Here is a 23,326-nt window from a genome sequence, read left to right on the forward strand (position 1 = left end):
GCGGTACCGTCGGCTGGTGCTACACGGCCGCGAGCCCGAACGCGCGCACCTTGCCGCCCTGGTGGACCAAGCGCGCGCGGGAACCGGTGCCGTTCTGGTGGTGTTGGGAGAGCCCGGCGTTGGCAAGACCGCCCTGCTGCGCGATCTGACCGCTGTGGGCGAGCCCGCTCAGGGTGGGACAACGCGGGTGCTGCGCACCGCCGGCGTGGAGTCCGAGTCCCCCTTGCCGTATGCCGCGCTTTTCCGCCTGCTGCGTCCCGTCACGGACTTCGACCGGCTCCCGGCTCCGCAGGCGAGAGCGTTGCGGGTCGCGTTCGGCCTCGAGGACGGACCCACCGTGGAGCCGTTCCTGGTCGGTGTTGCGACCCTGTCCGTGCTGACGGATGCAGCCGAACCAGACCAGCCGCTGCTGTGCGTGGTCGATGACGCGCACTGGCTCGACTCGGCGTCCGCGGACGCGCTGCTGTTCGCCGCCCGTCAGCTTGCCGCCGACCCCGTCGCCATGGTCTTCGCCGCCCGGACCGGTGACACGGCCGGACGAGCGTTCGCCGCTCCGGGGCTGCCCGTCCTCGAGGTCCGAGGTCTCGACGACACGGCGGCCCGCCAGCTCCTCGACGAACGCGGCGGCGACCCACTGCCCGGTGGCGTCGCCGAACGCCTCGTCCGCGACACCGGAGGAAACCCGCTGGCCCTGCTCGAACTGCCCACCGGGCTCACCTCCGCCCAGCTGCACGGCGAGGAGCCGCTGCCGCAACAGCTCACGTTGACCGCCGGTGTCGAACGCGCGTTCCTCGACCGGTGCCGTCGCCTACCCGAACAAGTCCAGACGCTGCTGCTGGTCGCCGCCGCCGATGCCACGGGCAGAGTCGCCACCGTCCGCCAAGCAGCAGCCACCCTCGGCGTCGACGCGACCGCGTGGACGGACGCCGAGAGGTCGAACCTGGTGACCATCGCCGGCGACACCGTGTCGGTGCGGCACCCGTTGGTCCGATCGGCCGTGTACCAGGCAGCCACCAGCTACGAACAGCGACAGGTGCACCGCGCTCTGGCGGAGGCAGTAGGCGCCGACGACGCGGACCGCGCCACCTGGCACCGCGCCGCGGCCGCCGACGGACCCGACGTCGACGTCGCCGACGCCCTCCACGACGTCGCAGTGCGGGCCGAGCAACGCGGCGGTCACCTCGCTGCCGCCGACGCATTCGAACGCTCAGCCGCACTCACCGTCAGCGAGCCGGACCGCGCCACCCGTCTGTTCGGAGCCGCGCGCACCGCGTGGGCGGCCGGGCAAGCGGTCCGCGCGCGCACCCTCGCCTCCTCAGCTCGTGACCTCGCCTCTGACCCGTTACAGCGCGCAGACATCGACCGGCTCCGGGCCCGCATCGAGGTCAACGTCGGATCCGCCGTCGACGCCCATCGCATCTTCACCGTCGCGGCCCGAACCGTCGCCGACCACGACACCGGACGCGCCCTGGAGATGGCATGCGCCGCCGCCCTCAACCGCACTTACGGCGCCGACAGCGGAGCCACCCTTGGCACGGACGTCCTGACCCGACTGTTGACCCCGACCGAACAGGACACCCCGCGCACCACCTGCCTGCGACTCCTGCTCGCCACCCTGACCGCGTCCGGCGACCAGGACTGGGCCCGCGCCGCCCCCGCCCTCGAGCAGGCCCTTCAGGCTGGACGCGAGGTCGAGGACCTGGACGTGATGGGCAACCTCGGCAACACCGCACTGCACCTGGGCCATGACGAAGGCGCTCGCTTCTACTACTCCGCCATGGTGGCCACGGCCCGCGAGGCCGGTGCCGGCATGGTCGTCCTCTACGCCTTGGAACGGCTCATGTTCGGGCAGTTCCCGACCGGGCCGTGGACCCTCATGCGCAGATCGGTCGACGAAGCTCTGACCTTGGCGCGGAGCGTCGGCCAACCCACCCTGACTGCTGCACCACTGGCCTGTCTGACCCTGCTGGCTGCACTGACCGGCGACGACGACTTCGACCGGCACCTCGTTGCCCTCGAGGACGTCGCAGCCGCTCACCCGTTGGGCATCATGACCGGCCCAACGCACGACGTCACCCGATGGGCCAAGGGCGCCCGCGCCGCAGCGCAAGGCGATGCGGCAGCAGCGCTGCACCACCTGTCCGGAATGCGAGTCCCAGCCCTGCACCGGTTGGCAGTCGTCGACCGACTCGAAGCAGCCGTCCGCGCCGGCGACACCGCCCAGGCTCTCGCGTGGCTGGACGAGCTCGCCCCGTTCGCCACCGGGACCGGGCACCCATGGGCTCTCGGTGCCGTCGAGCTGGGCCGCGCCCTGACAACCTCCGACCCTGCCGACGCGACCGCGGCGTTCGAGCGGGCAGTCGACCACTACCGACGCGCCGCACGCCCGTATGACCTCGCGCGCACACAGCTCGCCTACGGAGAGTTCCTGCGCCGCACCAACCGCCGCGTCGATGCACGCACCCACCTGCGGGCAGCGCTGGAGACCTTCACCGACCTGGGCGCCGCCCCGCTGGTCGAGCGCGCCACCCAAGAGCTCCGCGCCTCCGGCGAAACCGCCCGCAAACGCGACCCGTCCACCCTGCTGGACCTGACGCCGATGGAGCTCAAGGTCGCCCAGCTGGTCAGCACCGGGCTGTCGAACAAGGACGTCGCCGCCCAGTGCTGGGTGTCACCCCGCACCGTCGCCTTCCACTTGCGCAACGTGTTCACCAAGGTCGGCGTCAGCTCGCGCACTGAGCTCGCCCAGCTCGACTTCAGCTGACGCTAGACGCCGTCCGGCTCGGGGGAACCGCACCCCGGCTTGTCCCTGCACATCCCGGCCATTTGACCGGCGTGAACCCTCGGCACTCCGACGACGGTAGGTGTCACCATCGCAACCTCGGCGGTGGGACCAGAAGCAGAGCTTCACCGACACCGCCCAAGGAGTTGTCATGCACGCCAAGCCCGCCGCCGAACCGCTCGCGGTCCACACTCCCACGCCCACCGCACCCACACCGCATACCCCCAGCACCACCCACCACGAGCACGCACCCACCCCCGCCCAACACGGGGACCCGGACGACGGCCCGCGCAAGTCCTGGGTCGTCCTGGCCCTGGCCCTCGCCGCCCAGATTCTCGGCCTCGACATCTCCGTCGTCAACACCGCCCTACCGTCCATCGGACGCGACCTGCACCTGGACGGGTCCGACATGCAGTGGGTCGTCACCGCGTACCTGATGATGTCCGGTGGCGGGCTGCTGTTCGGTGGCCGCATCGCGGACCTGCTGTCGCGCAAGTGGGTGTTCCTGACGGGACTGACCATCTTCACCATCGCGTCCGTCGTCAGCGGATTCGCTGGCAGCGCAACCGAGCTCATCGCCGCGCGCGCCGGCCAAGGGCTGTCCGCTGCCCTGATGACCCCGGCCGCGCTGTCCATCATCATGACCACGTACTCCGGAGCGCAGCGCCGCCTCGGACTCACGCTGTGGGGTGCCGTGGGGTCGCTCGGCGTCGCCGCCGGAGTCCTGCTCGGCGGTGCCCTCACCACCTGGGCCGGCTGGCAGACCATCTTCTTCATCAACGCCCCCATTGGCGCCGCCGCACTTCTGATCGGCCTCAAGGTCATCCCCGCCGCCACGACCTCGCGGGTCACCCTCAAGCAGTTCGACGTCGCGGGTGCCGTCACCGTCATCGGCAGCCTCGCCGCCCTCATCTACGGGCTCGGCGCCACCGAACAGCACGGCTGGCTCTCCGCCCGGGTACTCGTCGCGTTCGCCGTCTCGGCGGTCCTCGCGGTCGCGTTCAAGGTCCGGGAGAACAAGGCCGCGAACCCGCTCGTCCCGCCGCACACGTGGAAGGTGACGTCGCTCGTGTCCGGCACCACGGTCATGCTCGGCGTCACCGGCATCCTGGTCGGGACCGTATTCCTGGCCTCCATCTTCGTCCAGACCGTGATGGGCTACTCCGCCATCCGGGCAGGCGTCGCGTTCGTCCCGTTCGCCCTGGCCATCACTCTTGGCACCGTCGTGGCAAGGCACGCCATGGCTCACGGCACTCCGCGTGCCATCGCGGCCATCGGTCTCGTCGTCGTGGCTGGTGGTGCGGTCCTGCTCGCGCAGGCGTCAGCCGGTTCCGCCTTCGCCACCGGCGTCCTGCCCGGCCTGGCCATCATCGGCCTGGGCGTCGGCATGGTCTTCGCCCCAGTGTCCGTGACGGCGATGGCTGGCATCCCCTCCCAGCACGCCGGTCTGGCGTCCGGGTTCCTCATGACCGGACACGAGGTCGGTGCCGCCCTGGGCGTTGCCGTCCTGTCCGCCGTCGCCAGCACGGCCGGCAGCTTGGCCAGCGCGGCCGGCGTCGTGAACGGGTTCGGTCGCGGGTTCCTCGCAGCCGCAGGCATCGCCATGGTGCTCGCCGCCTTCGCCTACCTGAGGATGCCCGCCACCCGCGTCGAGGGCGGCGCAGGAATGCACATGCACCACTGAGCCGTCGTGCTGTGAGAGAAGGCCCGGACCACWGGTCCGGGCCTTCTCCTGTGCCACGTGGTGCAGGTATGCCGCGTGGCTGGGCAGTGCCCTGATGGCATGACTTCCTCCCTGCGGGAGTCATGCCACCACCTGCAGGCCTCACGCCACCGCGGGCAGCCGCTCTGCCAGGAAGTGGCGCAGCGTCTCGCGGTCTCGCTCGTCGTACTGGCCCGGCCCGGCCACCAGGGCGGTCAGGCCGCTGGGCCGCAGCACGTGCATCCCGCCGACCTCGAGGTCGGCCACCGCCAGGGGCAGCAGGCCGTCGACGAAGCACAGGGCCCCGGTCACCGGCACATCGTCGATTCCCGCGGCCAGCAGGATCAGTCGCAGCACCTCGACGCGTTGAGCCACCGCCCTGACGGCTGCGGTCATGACTCGACCTCCGACCACGAGGTCGTCGGTGTCGGCGTCGGACTCGGCCGCAGGACGCACCTCGATGGAGGCGTTCTTGAAGTGAAGCGCATCGATGACGTAGACACCGCTGGCGCCGACCGCGATGTGTTCGATGGGGCCACGGCGACCGGGCACCCGCCGGTTGTGCAGAGACAGCACGCCCTTGGTGTCAGCGGCCTCCAGGAGGGTGCGCACTGCCGCGTGCGACTTGCTGACCCGTGGCTGGGCTTGCTGGGTCCGGAAGGTTCGCACCGTCATCAGGCGGCTGAACAGACCTGCCCGCCGACGGGGCGCCGCGGCCGGCATGCTCAGGTCCTGCGCCGCGGCAGCCTCGTGCCGTGACCGGCGCGTCTGCGTCTCCGCGATCTTCTCGGCGACCGACGGGGCGGCAGCTGAGGTGACGGCCGGACTGACAGGCGGGGTGACAGCCGGGGCGGCCGGGATGACAGCCGGAGCGGCCGAGGGGGCAACCGGCGAGGCAACCGGCGAGGCTGCAGGCGGGGTGGCAGGCGGGGCCGCTGGCGGAGCCGACGGGCGTGGCCGCGCGAGGAACGCCGTGGGTGCCGCGACCGAGGGGCCGACGAGGTCGGCATCCGGCGCGGGCTCGAGCCGGGGCTTGCGCCGCGGCAGGACGATCAGCTGCTCGGGCGGCGCCGCGTCCGTCCCCTCGAGGGGAGCCGGCCGGGAGAGCGGGGTCGACGACCACTCGGTCGGCACGTGGAGGATGTCGGGCGCAGAGGAGCGCCGCGTGGGTGCCGACCCGCCGCGGAGGGCCTCCAGCGTCGCCGCGATGACCAGCTCGTCCGCGGTCCAGCTCGCAGGCAGCACGGCGGAGCTCGCCCGTGGGGCGTCACGGTGTTCGCGCCCGGCTGGCTCGTTCGCCAGGCAGGTCAGGCACACGACGCGCTCCTGCGGCGGGACATACCCCGCACGCTCGCCCGCAGCGACGAGCTCCCCACAGCCGCACACTCCGGCGCGTTCCAATCTGACAATCTCAGGCACCATGGCGCCTACCCCCTTGGGTTCGAGGTTGCCAATGTGACACCCGACAGCATCACCACGCGTGTGTTTGCGTTCGATCTGGGCAGATTTGGGTACGGCACTCGTATACGTTTGGACGAATCAGGTAAGGACTTGCCCAATTCCCTCGTGCTGGACCAAGCGCCGCCGTACAATAGCGCGGCGCCAAGGGTTCATTGTCTCTTCCGTCCCTCAGGCCCCAGCGCTACCAGGTGACTTCCTTGCAGCCGGTGTGCGTGTCCGGCTCGACCTGCAGGGTGGCGTGCTCGACACCGAACTGGCTTCGCATCACCTGCATGGCCTGGTCGAGCACCCCGTGCGAGTCGGCGTGTTCCGCGGTGACCAGGTGGGCGGTCGCGACGTTCATGCCCGAGGTCAGGGTCCAGACGTGCAGGTCGTGGACGTCGCGCACCCCGGGGACGCCGGCGAGGGCCGCGGCAACGGTGTCGGCGTCCATGCCTGCCGGGGCGTGCTGCCCGAGGACCACCATGACCTCACGGCCCAGCATGACCGCCCGGACGGCCACGAAGGACGCGATGGCCAGCGCGATGCCGGTGTCCCACCACGCGCTCCCGGTCGCGGCGACCAGGACGCCGGCGGCGATGACGCCCACCGAACCAAGCGCGTCGGCCACCACCTCGAGGTACGCGCCCTTGATGTTCAAGGACTCCGCGGCGCCGACGCGCAGCAGCGTCAGGCAGACCAGGTTGACGACCAGTCCGACCGAACCGACGACGAGCAGGGGCCCCGATGAGATCTCCACCCGCGCGCCGACCCGCCGGATCGCCTCGAGGCCGATGTAGGCGGAGACACCGAGCATCAGCAGGACCGCGAGCCCGGAGGCGAAGACCTCGGCACGGTAGGACCCGAACGTCCGTCGACCGGTGGTGTCGGGTCGTGCCGCGATCCGCGTCGCGACGAGCGCCGCTCCCAGCGCGACGACATCGGCAGCCATGTGACCGGCATCGCTGAGCAGCGCCAAGGACCCGGAGACGAGCCCGGTGACCAGCTCGACGACGAAGAAGCCGGCCACGAGGACGAACGCGGTGCGCAGCCGCCAGCGGTGGGCCGCGCCCGGGTGACCGTGCGGGGGACCGTGCCCGGGACCGTGCGAGTGGCCGCTCACGACGTCACGTCAGCGCCGGAGGCTGCGGTGGGCTCGCTCACGCAGCGCATGTCCCGATCGTACGTCACCGCGCTCGAGCCGGGCCCCGTGCTGGACGGTATGCCGTGTCGACGGCACGGCGTTCGCCGCGCGCCCGCACCGGGAGGTACTATCGACCTGTTCCGGCTCCCGGCCGTACCGCAACTCTGGCAACACCGCAGCTCTGGCAACTACTGAGCTCGAAGCCTGGCGGACCTCGATCCGTGGTCGTCGGTTGCATGCGTGGGCGAGCCGTCGGGGTCGGCGCGCCGATCTGTTCCAGCACCGCATACCGCGGAGCAGGCGGTCCTCCGGGTCCGCTCGGTTCGGCGTCCCACACCGCCCCGGCCGCGCGACTGCGCTGCACATGTCGTTCCGCTCGGCCCGCTCGTCGCGGGCATCCTGAGGAGGAGTTCTTGGCTCAGCGAGGCCAGCGCCAGTCAGGCGCCCAGCGCACCCAGCGACGCGGTCGCCCCCTCGACAACGAGGGGATCATCCCCGTGCTGGCGCGCGCCGTGCGAGAGGTCGAGGCCGACGCACAGCGAGGCCGCGTCAAGCCCGCCGGACGGGTGAAGTTCCAGGTCATCGGCCTCCTGGTGCGTGAGGAGCGCGCCCGGGTCAAGGCCGACCCCACCGCTAGCACGGCCGAGCGCGAGGCCCAGCTGAAGCGGCTCGACGGTGTCGCGACGATCCTGGCCAAGACCGCAGCGAGGGACACCTCCTTGCTCGCCCTGCTCGCCGAGGACGCCGTCGTCAGCCAGACGGCAGCGGACCTGCGGCGTGACATGGTGCGGGCCGCCGGCCTGGAGCCGGAGCCTGAAGAGGTCGAGCCGGAGGCAGCTGCGGGCACGGCTGCCCCAGCCGAGCGTCGCGCGGTGCCGCAGTCGGTCGTCGCCCGCCAGCTCGCCAACCCGTTCCTGGCTCCCGACTTCAGCGCCGTCGCGCCTCGCAAGCCCACGACGGGTCGACTGGCCAGCTGGGAGCTCCTCGGTCCGCTCTTCAGAGCCTTCGAGTACGGCGGGGACTCATCCTGCATGTCCCTGCCGGAGCCGGTCAGCGTCCTGCGTGGGGCCGGTGAGCTCCAGCTCATGCACCACCAGGGCCAGGTCGTCGCGGCTGCGGCAGCCGGGCACCGCAGCTTCCTGCTCGCCGACGAACCCGGCCTGGGCAAGACGGCGCAGGCGCTGCTGGCCGCCCAGGCCGCGAACGCCTACCCGCTGCTGGTCGTCGTGCCCAACGTGGTCAAGGCCAACTGGGCCCACGAGGCCGAACTCTGGACCCCGGGCCACCCCGCCACCGTGATCCACGGCAACGGTGACAACATCGACGGTTTCGCCGACATCGTCGTGGTCAACTACGAGGTCCTCGACCGCCACGTCGGATGGCTCGGCGACCTCGGGTTCCGGGGGATGGTCGTCGACGAGGCGCACTTCATCAAGAACAAGACCTCGCAGCGCTCTCAGCACGTCCTGCAGCTCGCGGAGCGGATCCGCACCCGCACCCCCAACCCGTTGCTCATGGCCCTCACCGGCACCCCTCTCATCAATGACATCGAGGACTTCAAGGCCATCTGGCAGTTCCTCGGCTGGATCGAGGAGAAGAAGCCGCGGCACGCGCTGATGGCCGCCCTCGAGGAGACCGGTCTGACCCCGGCCGACTCCGGCTTCTACGCCGCCGCTCGCACCAGCGTCATCGACCTCGGCATCGTCCGTCGTCGCAAGGTCGACGTGGCCGCGGACATCCCCGCCCGCCGCGTGGCAGACCTGCCGGTCGAGCTCGACGACGATGCCGGACGGTCCATCCGGGCCGCGGAGCAAGAGCTCGCGCGTCGCCTCGTCAAGCGCTACCGCGCCGCACTCGAAGCCCGCACGTCCGGAGTCGTCGTCGAAGGCATCGACCACGACCTCGTGCGCCGGGTGGCGACCTGGGAGCGAGAGGAGGGCAGCAAGGCCAAGTCCGGCGACAACGTGTTCACCGTGATGCGCCGGATCGGCCAGGCCAAGGCCGGGCTCGCCGCCGACTACGCGGGACAGCTCGCCCGGAGCGTCGGCAAGGTCGTCTTCTTCGCCAAGCACATCGACGTCATGGACGTCGCCGAGGAGACGTTCGCCCGCCGAGGGGTCAGGTACTCCTCGATCCGCGGCGACCAGACCCCCAAGGTGCGCAAGGCCAACATCGACGCCTTCGTCAACGATCCCGACGTCGCCATCGTCGTCTGCTCCCTCACGGCCGCCGGGGTGGGACTCAACCTGCAGGTCGCCTCCAACGTGGTGCTGGCCGAGCTGTCGTGGACCGCCGCCGAGCAGACCCAGGCCATCGACCGGGTCCACCGCATCGGTCAGGACGAGCCGGTCACCGCCTGGCGGATCATTGCCGCCCAGACGATCGACGCCAAGATCGCGCAGCTGATCGACAGCAAGGCGGGGCTCGCGGCGCGGGCCCTCGACGGCTCCGACGAGGAGGTCGGCTCCTCGGCGGACGTGCAGCTCGAGGCTCTCGTGGCGCTGCTCACCGAGGCCTTGGCCGCCGAACTCGAGGTCGACGCAGGGCTGGACGAAGTCACGGAGCAAGGGCCCGACGACGACCTCCTGACCACGGCGCTCGCGCACGAGGCCGCGGCGCCGGTTCCGACCATTGACCTGTTCTCAACGAGCGAGATGTCGGCCACTCAGTGACCGCGTCCGGTCGACGAGACACTGGGCGGGCCAACGGTCCTGCGTGACCTGGCCGCCCCTGACCGAGGCGGTCATCCCGACCGGACCTGACGGCAGGACGTTTCACTTCCCACAGATGCAGAGGTATGCCGGGTGGTGTCAGCCGGCGTCGGCGGTGCGCAGCCCCTCGGCCAGGCCGTGGGCTGCCGCCGTCACGGCGTGGCCCAGGGCGATGGTGCCCTGACCCACCTCGAACTGGGCGCCTCCGCCCACGTGCACGCTGAGGCGCGGCCGGGCGGCGTGGAGGGCCGCCACGGTCTCCCGCACGGCCAGGACGTCGGTCGCGGTCGGGACCCCGATGACGACGGCGCTGGGGTCGTGGTGCTTGACGACGGCCACCCAGTGCTGCGCGGGCAGGTCGGCGCCGAGGTAGACGACCTCGACCCCCGCGCGGCGCAGGAGGACGGAGAAGGCAAGGATGCCGAGCTCGTGGTGTGACCCGCGGGCCAGGCCGACGGCGACGCGTGGGCCGCCCGACGCCGGGGGAGTGGCCTCCATCGCGGCTCCCAGCTTGCGGTGCAGGGTGGCGCTCACGACGTGCTCCCCGGCGACGTCCACGCGCCCGGCCTTCCACTGGTCCCCGAGCATCTGGAGGGCGGGCATCAGCCAGGTGTCCACGACCTGTTCGAGGCTTCCCGCCGCGAACGCCCGGTCCACAGCTGCGCCCACGGCTGCTGGGTCCATCTCGGCCGCCCCTCGGGCGAGCGCGGTGACATCCCAGGCTCCACGCGTCACCGGTGCGTCCGGGTCCGGGGCCGGTCCCGCGCCCTCGTGGTCCCCGCCCGCGTCGTACGCCTTGGAACCCTTCGAGCCCTTGGACGCCTTGGCGCCCCTGGAACCCGGCGCGCTCTCGGCCCCGTCGGTGCCGACCTGGTCGGTGTCGGTGAGGTACGCCTCCCACGGTTGGTGCTGCTCGTCGTCGGGGGAGTCGTTGCCGTCGGAGCGCAGGTGCTCCGCCGCCTGGCGCGGCGACCAGCCGGCGGCGACCAGGGCGGCCATCGCCCGGAGCAGCTGCAGCCCACGCTCGTCGTAGAGCCGGTAGCCACCCTCGGTGCGGACCGGTGTGACCAGGCCGTAGCGCCGCTCCCAGGCGCGCAAGGTGGCGGACGGTACGCCGGTCAGGCGAGCTGCGTGCCCAATCGTGTACACGCTGGCAGGGTCCCACACCGCGGGTGGGCGGCGTCCCGGATCGGCCCCGAGCAGGGCGAAATCGTTGTGCAAACCATGGACAACAATCGCCGATCGTCGCCGTCCCGGTGACAGGATGTCGCCATGAGCGAGCCGGTCCTGCCGCAGGTGGCGCCGGGCCGGATCGTCGGCGTCGACGTGGCACGAGCGCTCGCGCTCCTCGGGATGATGGCGACCCACATGCTCCCCGGCATCGAGGGCACCCACGTCCCGTGGCCACAGCAGCTGGCGGGAGGACGTGCGTCGGCCCTTTTCGCCGTCCTCGCCGGAGTCAGCGTGGCGTTGGTCAGCGGGCGCACGAGGCCGGTGCGAGGACGTGCCCGGTATGCCGCGTCCATCCGCCTCGTCGTCCGTGCCCTCTTCATCGGCGCGCTGGGCCTCCTGCTGGGACTCGTGCCCTCGGGCATCGCGGTGATCCTGGCGTTCTACGCCGTGCTGTTCCTGCTCGGCCTGCCCTTCCTCGGGCTGCGGGCCCCTGCCCTGGCCGCGCTCGCCGTCCTCTGGGCCCTCGTGGCGCCCGCCGCCTCCCTCGTGGTGCGGCCGCACCTGCCGGAACACGTCGTCGGCAGCCCCACGCCGGCGGCCCTGATGTCACCCCACCTGCTGCTCAACGAGCTCCTCCTCGTCGGCTACTACCCGGCCGTCGTGTGGCTCGCCTACCTCTTCGCCGGGATGGCGATGGGCCGAGTCGACCTGCGACGCAAGGGAGTTGACGTGTGGCTCCTCGCAGTCGGGGTGGTGCTGGCGGTGGCGGCGACCGTGGTCTCCAGGGCGCTTCTGGCCCGCCCGGACGCCGCAGCCGCGCTCGCATCGACCTATCCCGACGCGTCGGTCGGCTCGGACCCGGCCGCCCTGCACGCTGTCCTCACCCATGGCCTGCACGGCACGACGCCCACGGGGTCGTGGTGGTGGCTCGCCACGGTGGCGCCGCACTCCGGCACGCCCCTCGACCTCGCTCAGACCATCGGGAGCGCGATGGCGATGCTCGGTCTGTGTCTGCTCGTGACGAGGGTCCAGCCCCGGGTGTGGGCGGCGGCCTTCGGCGCGGGCGCCATGACCCTGAGCCTCTACACCCTCCACGTGCTCCTGATGGGACGCGGCTGGTGGCCTGACCTCGAGACTCCCGACAGCTACGACGACCAGGTGCTCATCGTCCTGGGCATCGGAGCGGTCCTGGCCCTGATCCCCCTGCGGGGCCCGCTCGAGACCGTGGTGTCCCACCTCTCCCGCGCCGCGGCGGCGCCGTTGGGCGAGCCGGACCGGGCACCCAGCCCAGCGGCATACCGGCGACCGCGGCGGTGACCCAATCCACCGGGTCGGGCGCGCCGAATCACTGTCGACCCGTCACCCAGAACGGATGGACCACCATGTCTGCACCACGCCGCGCCGTCATCGGCAGCGGGATCGCCGGACTCGCTGCTGCGCACGTGCTCAGCACGCGCGGCCCGGTGACGCTGTACGAAGCCGACGCCCGCCTCGGCGGCCACGCCGACACCCACGAGGTGCAGGTGGACGGCCGGACGATCGGCGTCGACACCGGCTTCATCGTGCACAACGACCGGACGTATCCCACCCTGCTGCGCCTGTTCGCGGAGCTCGACATCGCGACGCAGGAGTCGGACATGAGCATGTCCGTGCGCGACGACGAGACAGGCCTGGAGTATGCCGGGGCGCGGGCCGCTCGAGGCCTGTTCCCGCGGGTGCGCAACCTGACCGATGTGGCCTACCTGCGCATGCTCACGGAGGTGAAGAAGTTCCACCGCGAGGCGCGGAGCGTGCTTGCCCGCGAGGCCACCGACGGGGGCCGCGACGAGACCCTCGGTTCCTTTGCCGCGCGCTGTGGCTTCAGCGCCTACTTCACCCGCCACTTCCTCGAGCCGGTCGTGGCAGCCGTCTGGTCGTGCGACCCGTCGGACTCGCTGCAGTACCCGGCCCGCTACCTCTTCGAGTTCCTCGACCACCACGGGATGCTCACCGTCTTCGGCTCGCCGACGTGGCGCACCGTGACCGGCGGTTCCCAGCGCTACGTCGAGGCGCTGGCCGCCGGGATCGCCGACATCCGGCTCTCGACCCCGGTGCGCTCCGTCGTCGAGACTCCTGACGGGGTCGTCGTGACGGACGCCCAAGGCCTCAGCGAGACCTTCGACTCCGTGGTGATCGCCGCCCACCCGCACCAGGCGCTGGCCATGCTGGCCGAGCCGTCGCAGGGACAACGCGACGTCCTGGGCGCGATCCGCTACTCGACCAACGTCGCCCAGCTGCACACGGACGAGTCGGTGCTGCCCAGGTCCACCGGGGCGCGTGCGTCGTGGAACTACTGGCGTCGAGCCGGGGCGGAGGGGACCGGCGTGCTGGTCACCTACGACCTCAGCCGCCTGCAGCGGCTCGACGTGCCGGACCGCCGCTTCCTCGTCACCCTGAACGGCGTGGACTGCGTGGACCAGGGCCGGGTCATCGACACCATGCACTACGAACATCCGCTCTACACGCCGGAATCCGTTGCAGCACAGCGCCGGCTGCCCGAGATCAACACCAGTCGTGTCGCCTTCGCCGGCGCCTACCACGGCTGGGGTTTCCACGAGGACGGCGCGCGTTCGGGCGTTGCCGCGGCCGCGGCCCTTGGAGTCCTCTGGCCCGCCGGTGACGCCGCCGCTGACGCCGCCGCTGACGCCGCCAGTGACGCCGTCGACAGCGAGATCGCCGTCGAGGTCGCCGACCTCGAGGACGTGGGTGCTCGATGAAGGCCTCGCCCTCGACGCGCATCTACGCGACCTCGATCATCCACACGCGCACCTCGCCGGTCCGGCACCGGTTCACGAACCGCAGCCACACCTGGCTGGTCGACCTGGACGACCTGCCGCGCCTGGGCATGCTCGGCGGGCTCGCCAGCTTCGAGTCGCGTGACCACCTCGGCGCGCCGGAGCGCAGCCTGCGCGAGAACCTCGACACCTTCCTCGCCACCCAGGGCGTGGACCTCGGCGGTGGTCAGATCCTCATGTTGACGATGCCCCGCGTCCTCGGCACGGTGTTCAACCCGATCAGCGTCTACTGGTGCCACACGGCGGACGGCAGGCTCGCCTGCAACGTCGTCGAGGTCCACAACACCTACGGCGACCGGCACGCCTACCTCGTGAACGCCGACGAGAACGGTCACGCCGAGGTCGACAAGGCGCTCTACGTCAGTCCGTTCAACGACGTGTCGGGCAGCTATCGGCTGACCATCCCGATGCCCCGCGACAAGGTCCACGTCCGCGTCGTCCTCGACCGTCCCGGTCAGGACCCGTTCGTGGCCGGGCTGCGCGGACGGGCCCTGCCCGTGCGGACGAGCACGGTCGTGAGGCTCGCCCTGACCCAACCACTCGAACCCCTTGCCGTCGCAGCGCGAATCCGCTGGCACGGCATCCGCCTGTGGTTGCGCCGCCTGCCGGTGCAGCCGCGCCCTTCCCACCACCAGGAGGCAGTCCAGTGACCACCGCCACCGCAGGCCTGTCCACCCGGCCTGCCATCGACGCCAGCCGCTGGCCCGACCTGACCGCCCGGCGCGCCAAGGTGCGCCAAGCCGTCGAGGGCGCCGTCGCCCGCCGCATCTTCCTGTCCGCCGCGCGACGGCTGCCGGTCCGCATCCAGCTCGGTCGTGAGGCCATCGTGGGCGGTGCCGCCACCGACCCGCAGGCGCCCCTGATGGTCCTCGACCGCCCGGACGCGTTCTTCGCAGCGCTCGGGGCGGGGGGCCTCATCGGCTTCGGCGAGTCCTACATGGCCGGCGACTGGCACGCCGACGACCTGGGCGGTCTGCTCGAGGTGTTCGCCGCCCAGATGGGCACCCTGATCCCCGAGCCCCTGCAGAAGCTCCGCGCCTTCTACGTCGCCCGGGCGCCGCACACCGAGCGGAACACGACGCAGAACACGCGCACCAACATCGCCCGGCACTACGACCTGTCCAACGACATGTTCGCCACCTTCCTCGACGCCACGCTGAGCTACTCCTCGGCCCTCTTCGCCGGTGACGAGCAGTCCGGCCGCCCGGTCGCGGGGGAGCGGGTCACCACCAGCACCCCAGCCCTGGCGCCCACCTGGGACCAGCTCGCTGACGCCCAGCGGCAGAAGGTCGACCGCATGCTCGACTCCGCCGGGGTCGCGGAAGGGACCCGCGTGCTGGAGATCGGCACGGGCTGGGGTGAGCTCGCGATCAGGGCTGCGGCCCGGGGCGCCACCGTCCTGTCTGTGACCCTCTCGAGTGAGCAGCAGGCGCTCGCCCGCGAGCGCATCGCAGCAGCCGGCTTCAGCGACGCCGTGTCGGTGGAGCTGCTGGACTACCGCCTCGTCGAGGGTGAGTTCGACGCCGTCGTGTCGGTCGAGATGATCGAGGCGGTCGGGCACCAGTACTGGGGCGAGTACTTCCGCAAGATCGACAGCGTGCTGGCCCCCGGCGGCAAGGTCGCCGTCCAGGCGATCACCATGCCGCACGACCGGATGATGGCCACGAAGTACACCTACACGTGGATCAACAAGTACATCTTCCCCGGCGGCTTCCTGCCCTCGACCGAGGCGATCGTCGACGTCAACCGCCAGCACACCTCACTCCACGTCAGCGAACGGCTGTCCTTCGGGCAGCACTACGCCGAGACGCTGCGGCTCTGGGACGAGCGCTTCCTGGCCTCGCTCGACCGGGTGCGCCAGCTGGGCTTCGACGAGGTGTTCGACCGCATGTGGCACTTCTACCTCGAGTACTCGCGGGCGGGCTTCCGCTCGGGCTACCTCGACGTCCAGCAGCTGGTGCTGGAGCGCGAGGGCGACCGATGACGACCGTCTACCGGGTCGAGAACCCCACTGTCAGCAAGGCATCCGGCGTCGCGGCCGAGCTCGCCACGGCGTTGGCGCCGTTCGTCGGCGGCGACCTGCCCGTGCGCCTCACGGCATGGGACGGGAGCGAGGCCGGCCCCGCCGACGCGCCGCACGTGACCATCCGCTCACCGCGCGCCCTGCGCCGGCTCCTGCGCCACCCCGGTGAGCTCGGGGCGGCCCAGGCCTACGTCACCGGTGAGCTCGACGTCGAGGGCGACCTCGACGCTGCCCTCACGCACGTGTGGTCCGTGGCGCAGCAGCGCCGGCTCAGCGGCATACGTCCCTCGCCTGCGGCCATCGCCGCGGTGCTCAAGGTCGCCCGGGGAGCCGGCGCGCTCGGGCTTCCGCTGCCGGCACCCGCCAGCCAGGCGGTGCTGAAGGGACGGCTGCACAGCGTCGGACGCGACCGTCAGGCGATCCACCACCACTACGACCTCTCCAACGACTTCTACAGCCTCATCCTCGACCCGCACCTGGCCTACTCGTGCGGCTACTGGCGTTCCACCGCAGCCGACTACACCGTCGAGGACGCGCAGCGTGACAAGTTCGAGCTCGTCGGGCACAAGCTCGGCCTGCGCCCCGGGTCGACCCTGCTCGACGTCGGCTGTGGCTGGGGCTCGATGAGCCTGTATGCCGCAGAGCACTTCGGCGCGCAGGTCACCGGGGTGACCATCGCGGCCGAGCAGAAGAAGTTCATCGACGCGCGGATCGCCGAGCGGGGACTGCAGGACCGGGTGGAGATCCGGCTCCAGGACTACCGCGAGGTGCAGGACGAAGGCTTCGACGCCGTCGTGTCCCTGGAGATGGGCGAGCACGTGGGGCAACGCAACTACGCGACGTATGCCGCGGTGCTGCACGACCGCGTCCGTCCCGGTGGGCGCGTCCTCGTGCAGCAGATGTCCCGCCGTGGGCGCCATCCCGGTGGAGGCCCCTTCATCGAGTCCTTCATCGCCCCCGACATGCACATGCGTCCGGTGGGCGAAACCGTTGACCTCATTGAGGGTTCGGGTCTTGAGGTGCGCGACGTGCATGCCCTGCGCGAGCACTACGTTCGCACGGTGGCCGCGTGGCACCGCACCTTCGAGGACAACTTCGACCAGGTCGTCGCCCTCGTCGGCGAGGAGGTGGCCCGCGTCTGGCGGCTCTACCTCGTCGGTGGGGCGATGGCCTTCCGCGACGGCCGGATGGGTGTCGACCAGATCCTCGCGGTGCGGCCCGACCACGGAGAGTCCCAGCTGGAGCCGGTGCGTCCGGCGCAGTGGTCATGATGTTCGAGACCTCGAACTTCCTTGTGGTGACGGCCTTTTCGCTGCTCGCCGTGGTGCTGCTCATGGCGGTGACCGCGGTCGAGGGCCACCGACAGGGCCGGGTCAGCGTCGTCGACACGACGTGGGGGCTGGGCTTCGTCGTCGTGGCTGCCGTTGCGGCCGTCGTCGGTGACGGCGCTGGTTGGCGTCGCCTGGCCCTGCTCCTCGTGGTGTCCGTCTGGGGCCTGCGGCTGGCGTGGCACATGCACCGGCGCAACAGCGGCAAGGGCGAGGACCCGCGCTACGCGCAGATGCTGGCGCAGGAGAAGGGCAACCCCACGTGGGTGGCCATCCGCAAGGTGTATGCAATCCAGGGGCTCGCGGTGTGGTTCGTCTCGCTCCCCATCCAGGTCAGCGCGGCCAGTGGCCGGGGCGTGGTCCCCGTGGCGGTCCTGGGACTCCTGGTCTGGTTCGTGGGAGTCACCTTCGAGTCGCTGGGGGACAAGCAGCTGAAGGACTTCAAGGCCGACCCTGCCAACAAGGGGAAGGTCATGGACCGCGGCCTCTGGTCCTGGACCCGGCACCCCAACTACTTCGGTGACTCGTGCGTCTGGTGGGGGATCTGGCTGGTCGCGGCCAGCGCCTGGCCGGGCGTCCTCACCGCGCTGTCTCCCGTGGCGATGACCTACTTCCTCGTCTTCGCGACCGGGGCCCGGCTCCTCGAGCAGCACATGGCCGAACGGCCCGGCTACGCCGAGTACCAGCAACGCACCAGCTACTTCCTGCCGCGCCCACCCCGACGCCCATCCCGACGCTGACGACGTCAGACAGGACCACTCGGGGCCAAACACGCGCAAACCCGGATCCGAGCGGCTACTGTCCTCGGTTGGCGAGCAAGTAGCCACGGAACCGGGTCGAGCGGAGGTGGAGGCCAGTGGACGAAGCCCACATGGACGCCACCGTCGCCGCGGCGAGGGCTGGTGACCGTGCCGCCTTCGGGCAGCTGTGGCAAGAACTCTCCCCCCGCGTGGCCGCCTACCTCCGTTCGCACGGCGTCCCCGACGCCGAGGACGTCACGAGCGAGGTCTTCCTCGCCGTGTTCCGGCAGGTGGGTCGATTCTCGGGCGGGGGCGCAGCCTTCCGCGCCCTGGTCTTCACCGTCGCCCACCGCAGGCAGGTGGACTGGCACCGGCAGCGGGCGCGCCGTGGGTCGTGGCTGTCCCTGGACGAGGCGGGAGCAGACCCCGCAGTGCCGTCTGCCGAGAGCGCGGCGCTGGCCCTGATCGCGCAGGAGCGGGTGGTCGAGGTGCTGGACACCCTCACTCCGGACCAGCGAGCCGTGCTCACGCTCCGGGTGGTGGCCGATCTCAGCCTCGAGGACACCGCGGCCGTCCTCGGCAAGGACCTCGGCGCCGTGAAGTCGCTGCAGCACCGGGCGCTGTCACGCCTGCGGCGAAAGCTTTCGCCAGAGCCGTATCCCTGGGACGCCCTTGCGCGATTGAACCCCCGACATGCCTGAGCCCGAAGACACCAGCCCCAGCGGACTGCACCTGCCCGCGAGCGACCCGGCGGCCTCCGCCGTCGAGTCGCTGCGCGCCATGGCGTCCCACGGGCCGGTGGAGCCCAGCCCCGAGCTGCTGGCGTTCTTCGACGACCCCGCCGGTCAGGGCCCGGGCGCCACCCCCCACTCAAGGAGTGAACTCGTGACCGTTGTCCGACTTCCCATTCGCCGTGCCGGCCGCGTCGCCGTGGCCGTCGGCGCCGCCCTCGCCCTCGCAGCCCTCGGTGGCGCCGCCGTGGCCGCGACCGGTGGCGGCCAGGACCGTGAGCCGGCGCAGGTGCAGCAGGACGACCCGAGCGACACCACCACGACGACGTCGTCGACCGAGACCGAGACCGAGACCGAGACCGACTCCACCGAGACCGAGACGGCCACGGATGAGTCCGAGGAGTCCGAGACCACTGACGCGGGCGACGAGGGCACCTCGACGCACACGGCCAACCCGATCGCCTCGGCCAACCACCATGACGGTGTCGGCAGCGACGACGAGCACGCCGACGTCCGCGGGGGTGGCGAGGTCGACCACCACGCCGAGCACACCCCGAAGGCCCACCCGACCAGTGGCGACGACGCTGACGAGAACGACGACGATCAGGGTGAGGACCAGCAGGGCGGGGACGACCAGGGCGACGGCGCTCAGGCTCCCTCCTCGGAGCGTGGCGGCGGCTCGCACGGCCACTGACTCGCAGGAACGGTGAGTCGCACCCCCACTGAGCACACCTGACCCGGTGGCTGCCCCGCACTCCGCGGGGCAGCCACCATCCCGCGTTCGCAGGACTGCCGGGCTAGAGTCCGCCCGTGGAATGTCTGTTCTGCCGGATCATCGACGGCGCCCTGCCTGCGACCGTGGTGCTCGACGAACCGTTCACGCTGGGCTTCCTCGACACCAGGCCGGTCTTCAAGGGACACGTCCTGCTCGTCCCCAAGATCCACGTCGACACGCTCGTCGACCTGCCCGCGGAGTTGCTTCCCGTGCTGATGGGAGCGGCTCAGCGGCTGTCAGGAGCCGTAGTGGGCGGCCTGGGAGCGCAGGGGTCCTTCGTCGCGGTCAACAACGTGGTGTCGCAGTCGGTCCCGCACCTGCACGTGCACGTGGTGCCGCGCACAAAGGGCGACGGACTGCGCGGCTTCTTCTGGCCGCGCACCAAGTACGCCTCGGACACCGAGGCGCAGGAGTATGCCGCGCGGCTGGCTGCAGCCCTCCCGCCCCCGCCCACCTGACCCGCCCGCACCCGCGACTCTGAAGGATCTGCCGGGCCAGGACCCCCACGATCCTTCAGGGTCGGGCGCGGGGCGGGGTCGCCTGTCAGCCGGGGCTGGCAGGATCGGCAGCGTGCGCAGCCACACCGTGACGCCCTCGCCCATCGGCGAGCTGACCCTCGTGGCCGAGGACGGTGCCCTCGTCGGGTGCTTCATGGCGCTGCCCGACCGCGACCCGTCCGACGAGGTCCTGGGCGTGCCCGCCGAGGACGGTTCGGCCGACCCGGTGCTGGGGGAGGCCGAGACCCAGCTCGCCGAGTACTTCGCACGACAGCGCACCGAGTTCATGCTGCCGCTGGCGCCCAAGGGCGACGTCTTCCAGCAGCAGGTCTGGGCTCTCCTGCGCGAGATCCCCTATGGCCGGACCCGCAGCTATGGCGACCTCGCGCGGACGCTCGGAGACGTCAACCTGAGCCAGCGAGTCGGGTGGGCCAACGGCCGCAACCCCCTCGGCATCATCGTCCCGTGCCACCGGGTCATCGGCGCTGACGGCAGCCTGGTGGGCTACGCCGGGGGCCTCGAGCGCAAGCGCTTCCTGCTCGCGCTGGAGGAACCTCCCGCGGACGAGGCCGATCGCCTCTTCTGAGGGTCGATGGCCCTCGCGAGGTTGAGCCCAGTGGGGTTTGTGCCCGTTTGGTGATCGTCCGTTCGTCTGGCATCGGCCCGAAATGCCCCCATGGACCCGTCCTGAGCAGGGACGATGCCGGACGAAAGGAGGCGGCCCATGCGGAGGCATCACGCGGGCCCGGCGGCAGTAGCCGTGGCGGCGATGGCGGTGCTCAGCGCCTCCGCGCCGCTTGCCTCGGCTGACCCGGCGCAGGCGTCCTCGCGCCCGAACCTGCGACAAGCCCTCCTCCTCGAGACGGTCCCCGCGCTGTTCTCCTCCGACGACCTCGCCCCGAGCGAGGCAGTGGCCCGTTTCGGTGCCAGGACCGCCCTGCCCGTGGCCCCGAGCCCCGCGATCGCGAAGCCGACGCGACCGCCCAGCAAGGGGACCGTAGGTAGCTCGCCGCCCGCGGGGACCCCCCAAGCCGTGCTCGCCGCGGCATACCGCAAGGCGGTGGCTCGTGCGCCACGCGCGTGCCACCTGCAGGTGGCCCACCTGGCCGCCATCGGCCAGGTCGAGTCCGGGTCGATCGGCGGCCGCTCGGTGACAGCCGACCATCGGGTCACGCCCGCGATCTACGGCCCGCTGCTCGACGGCGGCCCTTTCGCGGTGATCCACGACAGCGACGGCGGTGCCGTCGACGGTGCCTCCGACTACGACCGGGCGGTGGGTCCACTGCAGTTCCTGCCCGGCTCGTGGAGCTGGGCCGGCCGCGACGGGGACGGCGACGGCCGACGTGACCCGCAGAACGTCTTCGACGCGGCGTCCGCCACGGCCGGATACCTGTGCCAGGGCGGCCGCAACCTCGCTCGCCCCGGCGACCTGCGCAGCGCCGTGCTGTCCTACAACCAGTCGGGCTCCTACCACTCGGCCGTGCTGGAGTGGGTTTCCTACTTCCAGCGCCACGGTCTGGCCGCGCTGGTCACCGTGGCGTTCCGGGTGGGGTCGGGAGGACGGGCCAGCGCCATGACCGTCCAGACCCCGGATCCCAGCCCSCCCAAGAGCGCGCCGACGACGACCGCCGCGAGGACGCCGTCGACCGGATCCGGTGCCGCCGGCTCGGCCGCCACGGCGACACCGACGGGCACCCCCACGACTCCGGCGACCGATGCCCCCACGCCTACGCCCTCCGCCGCGCCCTCTCCGGACCCGACGCCGGCGCCCTCCCCGTCGACGACCACTCCCGATCCCGTCCCGGAGCCGACAGCCACCACTCCGTGAGACGGGCAGCGTGATGCGCGTCGCACTCCGTGCTCAGGTGCGCCGAGGCGGCATACCGACGCGGCTAGGGTGGTTGACGTAAGAGGCTGCTTGACTCACAGCAGCCTGGATATCCGCAGAGCACGCGTCAGCGAGGACGGCACACCCACGGGGTGGCCGTCCTTCGTCTTTCACAGGAGAGTGTTGGCATGACCTCGCAGCAGGTACCCGCAACGCACCGCCACCGCGTCGTCGTGGTCGGCTCCGGCTTCGGCGGACTCTTCGGCACCCAGGCGCTCAAGCGCGCCGACGTCGACATCACGCTGATCGCCAAGACCACCCACCACCTCTTCCAGCCGCTGCTCTACCAGGTCGCGACCGGCATCCTGTCCGAGGGCGAGATCGCGCCGGCGACCCGCGAAGTCCTTGCCCGGCAACGCAATGCGCGCGTCCTGCTCGGCAACGTCACGAGCATCGACCTGGCCGCCAAGACGGTCACGTCGCGCGTCCTCGACCGCGACACGGTCACCTCCTACGACACCCTCCTCGTCGCGGCCGGCGCGGGCCAGTCCTACTTCGGCAACGACCACTTCGCCCAGTTCGCCCCCGGCATGAAGTCGATCGACGACGCCCTTGAGCTGCGCGGCCGCATCTTCGGTTCGTTCGAGTGGGCCGAGCTCGCGAGCACGCCCAAGGAGATCGAGCGACTGATGACGTTCGTCGTGGTCGGAGCCGGACCCACCGGGGTCGAGATGGCCGGCCAGATCGCGGAGCTGTCCCGTCGGACGCTGCGCAAGGACTTCCGCAACATCGACACCAGCCGTGCCCGCATCGTGCTGCTGGACGCCGCCCCCACGGTACTGGCCGCCTTCGGCGACCAGCTCGGCGCCAAGGCCGCCAAGCGGCTCGCCGAGATCGGCGTGGAGGTGCAGTTGGGGGCCAAGGTCACCGGCGTCGACGCCACCGGCATCGACGTCGAGGACGCCGACGGCACCCAGCGCCGCATCGAGTCGGTCTGCAAGGTCTGGGCCGCGGGGGTGCAGGCCTCCGAGCTGGGCGCCCAGCTGGCCGAGCAGTCCGGGGCGCAGCTCGACCGCGCGGGGCGCATCGCCGTCAACGACGACCTCACGCTGCCCGGTCACCCCGAGGTGTTCGTCGTCGGCGACATGGCCTCGCTCAAGGGCTACCCCGGCGTCGCCCAGGTGGCCATCCAGGGCTCGCGCTACGCCGCCGACCAGATCAAGCGGCGCCTCGCCGCGAAGGAGCCGAGGGGGCCCTTCGAGTACCACGACAAGGGCTCGATGGCGACGATCTCGCGGTTCAGCGCGGTCGCCTCGATCGGCAGCCTGCGGTTCACGGGGTTCATCGCGTGGCTGTTGTGGCTGGCGGTCCACCTCGTCTACATCATCGGGTTCAAGCACCGGCTCACCACGCTCCTGCACTGGGCGGTGAGCTTCCTCGGCCGAGGTCGCTCGGAACGCACTGTCACCGAGCAGCAGGTGTTCGCCCGCACTGCGATCGAGCAGCTCGGCTCGAGCTACGCGCCGTCCCTGCCGCGCGTCCCGGCCGACAAGAAGGCCCCCGCCCAGTCGGTGGCCCAGGCCCGCGACGAGGGCAGCCGCACCCTCTGACGAGCTCG

General features: G+C 71.4%; 18 protein-coding genes. 15 read left to right on the plus strand and 3 right to left on the minus strand.

Annotated elements, in window-relative coordinates:
- Positions 1–16: 16 nt before the first annotated feature.
- The gene (locus tag AC1DWR_RS00065) at positions 17–2,764 is read left to right on the plus strand and encodes a helix-turn-helix transcriptional regulator (protein ID WP_477623206.1); all 2,748 of its coding nucleotides are present in this window, start codon (positions 17–19) and stop codon (positions 2,762–2,764) included.
- A 169-nt stretch (positions 2,765–2,933) separates the two neighbouring features.
- A complete protein-coding gene (locus AC1DWR_RS00070; protein WP_477623207.1) occupies positions 2,934–4,466 on the plus strand; it encodes an MFS transporter in 1,533 nt (510 codons plus the stop codon).
- A 141-nt stretch (positions 4,467–4,607) separates the two neighbouring features.
- On the opposite strand, the gene AC1DWR_RS00075 is transcribed toward AC1DWR_RS00070, so the two are convergent.
- Both AC1DWR_RS00075 and AC1DWR_RS00080 read right to left on the minus strand, forming a co-directional pair.
- The gene (locus AC1DWR_RS00075) at positions 4,608–5,903 is read right to left on the minus strand and encodes an NERD domain-containing protein (RefSeq protein ID WP_477623208.1); all 1,296 of its coding nucleotides are present in this window, start codon (positions 5,901–5,903) and stop codon (positions 4,608–4,610) included.
- 223 nt (positions 5,904–6,126) lie between these two features.
- Positions 6,127–7,047 (minus strand): cation diffusion facilitator family transporter, encoded by a 921-nt coding sequence (locus AC1DWR_RS00080; protein WP_477623209.1) that lies wholly within the window; start codon positions 7,045–7,047, stop codon positions 6,127–6,129.
- A gap of 434 nt (positions 7,048–7,481) precedes the next feature.
- Between AC1DWR_RS00080 and AC1DWR_RS00085 the strand changes: the two genes are divergently transcribed.
- Entirely contained in the window at positions 7,482–9,740 is a 2,259-nt protein-coding gene (locus tag AC1DWR_RS00085; protein WP_477623210.1) for a DEAD/DEAH box helicase, read from the plus strand.
- 138 nt (positions 9,741–9,878) lie between these two features.
- On the opposite strand, the gene AC1DWR_RS00090 is transcribed toward AC1DWR_RS00085, so the two are convergent.
- Positions 9,879–10,928, minus strand: coding sequence for a MerR family transcriptional regulator (locus AC1DWR_RS00090; RefSeq protein WP_477623211.1), 1,050 nt, complete (start codon positions 10,926–10,928; stop codon positions 9,879–9,881).
- A gap of 123 nt (positions 10,929–11,051) precedes the next feature.
- Here AC1DWR_RS00090 and AC1DWR_RS00095 point away from each other — a divergent pair, with 123 nt between their 5' ends.
- The 12 genes from AC1DWR_RS00095 to AC1DWR_RS00150 all read left to right on the plus strand — a co-directional run bounded on the left by AC1DWR_RS00095 (position 11,052) and on the right by AC1DWR_RS00150 (position 23,318).
- A complete protein-coding gene (locus AC1DWR_RS00095; RefSeq protein WP_477623212.1) occupies positions 11,052–12,269 on the plus strand; it encodes a heparan-alpha-glucosaminide N-acetyltransferase domain-containing protein in 1,218 nt (405 codons plus the stop codon).
- Between the two features lie 65 nt (positions 12,270–12,334).
- Positions 12,335–13,708: an NAD(P)/FAD-dependent oxidoreductase gene (locus tag AC1DWR_RS00100; RefSeq protein ID WP_477623213.1), complete on the plus strand. Its 1,374-nt coding sequence runs from the start codon at positions 12,335–12,337 to the stop codon at positions 13,706–13,708.
- The gene (locus AC1DWR_RS00105; RefSeq protein ID WP_477623214.1) at positions 13,705–14,436 is read left to right on the plus strand and encodes a DUF1365 domain-containing protein; all 732 of its coding nucleotides are present in this window, start codon (positions 13,705–13,707) and stop codon (positions 14,434–14,436) included. Before AC1DWR_RS00100 ends, AC1DWR_RS00105 begins: the two co-directional genes overlap by 4 nt.
- Positions 14,433–15,770, plus strand: coding sequence for a class I SAM-dependent methyltransferase (locus AC1DWR_RS00110; RefSeq protein WP_477623215.1), 1,338 nt, complete (start codon positions 14,433–14,435; stop codon positions 15,768–15,770). The genes AC1DWR_RS00105 and AC1DWR_RS00110 overlap by 4 nt, the downstream gene beginning before the upstream one ends.
- Positions 15,767–17,080, plus strand: a complete 1,314-nt coding sequence (locus AC1DWR_RS00115; protein ID WP_477623216.1) for a class I SAM-dependent methyltransferase — start codon at positions 15,767–15,769, stop codon at positions 17,078–17,080. The genes AC1DWR_RS00110 and AC1DWR_RS00115 overlap by 4 nt, the downstream gene beginning before the upstream one ends.
- Positions 17,077–17,877 (plus strand): DUF1295 domain-containing protein, encoded by an 801-nt coding sequence (locus tag AC1DWR_RS00120; RefSeq protein WP_477623217.1) that lies wholly within the window; start codon positions 17,077–17,079, stop codon positions 17,875–17,877. The genes AC1DWR_RS00115 and AC1DWR_RS00120 overlap by 4 nt, the downstream gene beginning before the upstream one ends.
- A gap of 116 nt (positions 17,878–17,993) precedes the next feature.
- Complete coding sequence (locus AC1DWR_RS00125) at positions 17,994–18,578, plus strand: RNA polymerase sigma factor (RefSeq protein WP_477623218.1); 585 nt, start codon at positions 17,994–17,996, stop codon at positions 18,576–18,578.
- Positions 18,571–19,302: a hypothetical protein gene (locus tag AC1DWR_RS00130; RefSeq protein ID WP_477623219.1), complete on the plus strand. Its 732-nt coding sequence runs from the start codon at positions 18,571–18,573 to the stop codon at positions 19,300–19,302. Before AC1DWR_RS00125 ends, AC1DWR_RS00130 begins: the two co-directional genes overlap by 8 nt.
- A gap of 116 nt (positions 19,303–19,418) precedes the next feature.
- A complete protein-coding gene (locus AC1DWR_RS00135; protein ID WP_477615919.1) occupies positions 19,419–19,841 on the plus strand; it encodes an HIT family protein in 423 nt (140 codons plus the stop codon).
- Positions 19,842–19,953: 112 nt separating this feature from the next.
- Positions 19,954–20,466, plus strand: coding sequence for a methylated-DNA--[protein]-cysteine S-methyltransferase (locus tag AC1DWR_RS00140; RefSeq protein ID WP_477623220.1), 513 nt, complete (start codon positions 19,954–19,956; stop codon positions 20,464–20,466).
- Positions 20,467–20,604: 138 nt separating this feature from the next.
- A complete protein-coding gene (locus tag AC1DWR_RS00145) occupies positions 20,605–21,708 on the plus strand; it encodes a lytic murein transglycosylase (protein ID WP_477623221.1) in 1,104 nt (367 codons plus the stop codon).
- A gap of 188 nt (positions 21,709–21,896) precedes the next feature.
- The gene (locus AC1DWR_RS00150) at positions 21,897–23,318 is read left to right on the plus strand and encodes an NAD(P)/FAD-dependent oxidoreductase (protein ID WP_477623222.1); all 1,422 of its coding nucleotides are present in this window, start codon (positions 21,897–21,899) and stop codon (positions 23,316–23,318) included.
- The last annotated feature ends 8 nt before the right edge of the window (positions 23,319–23,326 follow it).

The sequence above is a fragment of the Pedococcus sp. P2_E2 genome (assembly GCF_056403955.1).

Bases quoted from the DNA above. Each gene is read 5' to 3' on its own strand.
- AC1DWR_RS00070 (WP_477623207.1), top strand. From the start codon at position 2,934: ATGCACGCCAAGCCCGCCGCCGAACCGCTCGCGGTCCACACTCCCACG.
- AC1DWR_RS00095 (WP_477623212.1), top strand. From the start codon at position 11,052: ATGAGCGAGCCGGTCCTGCCGCAGGTGGCGCCGGGCCGGATCGTCGGC.
- AC1DWR_RS00100 (WP_477623213.1), top strand. From the start codon at position 12,335: ATGTCTGCACCACGCCGCGCCGTCATCGGCAGCGGGATCGCCGGACTC.
- AC1DWR_RS00105 (WP_477623214.1), top strand. From the start codon at position 13,705: ATGAAGGCCTCGCCCTCGACGCGCATCTACGCGACCTCGATCATCCAC.
- AC1DWR_RS00115 (WP_477623216.1), top strand. From the start codon at position 15,767: ATGACGACCGTCTACCGGGTCGAGAACCCCACTGTCAGCAAGGCATCC.
- AC1DWR_RS00120 (WP_477623217.1), top strand. From the start codon at position 17,077: ATGATGTTCGAGACCTCGAACTTCCTTGTGGTGACGGCCTTTTCGCTG.
- AC1DWR_RS00130 (WP_477623219.1), top strand. From the start codon at position 18,571: ATGCCTGAGCCCGAAGACACCAGCCCCAGCGGACTGCACCTGCCCGCG.
- AC1DWR_RS00150 (WP_477623222.1), top strand. From the start codon at position 21,897: ATGACCTCGCAGCAGGTACCCGCAACGCACCGCCACCGCGTCGTCGTG.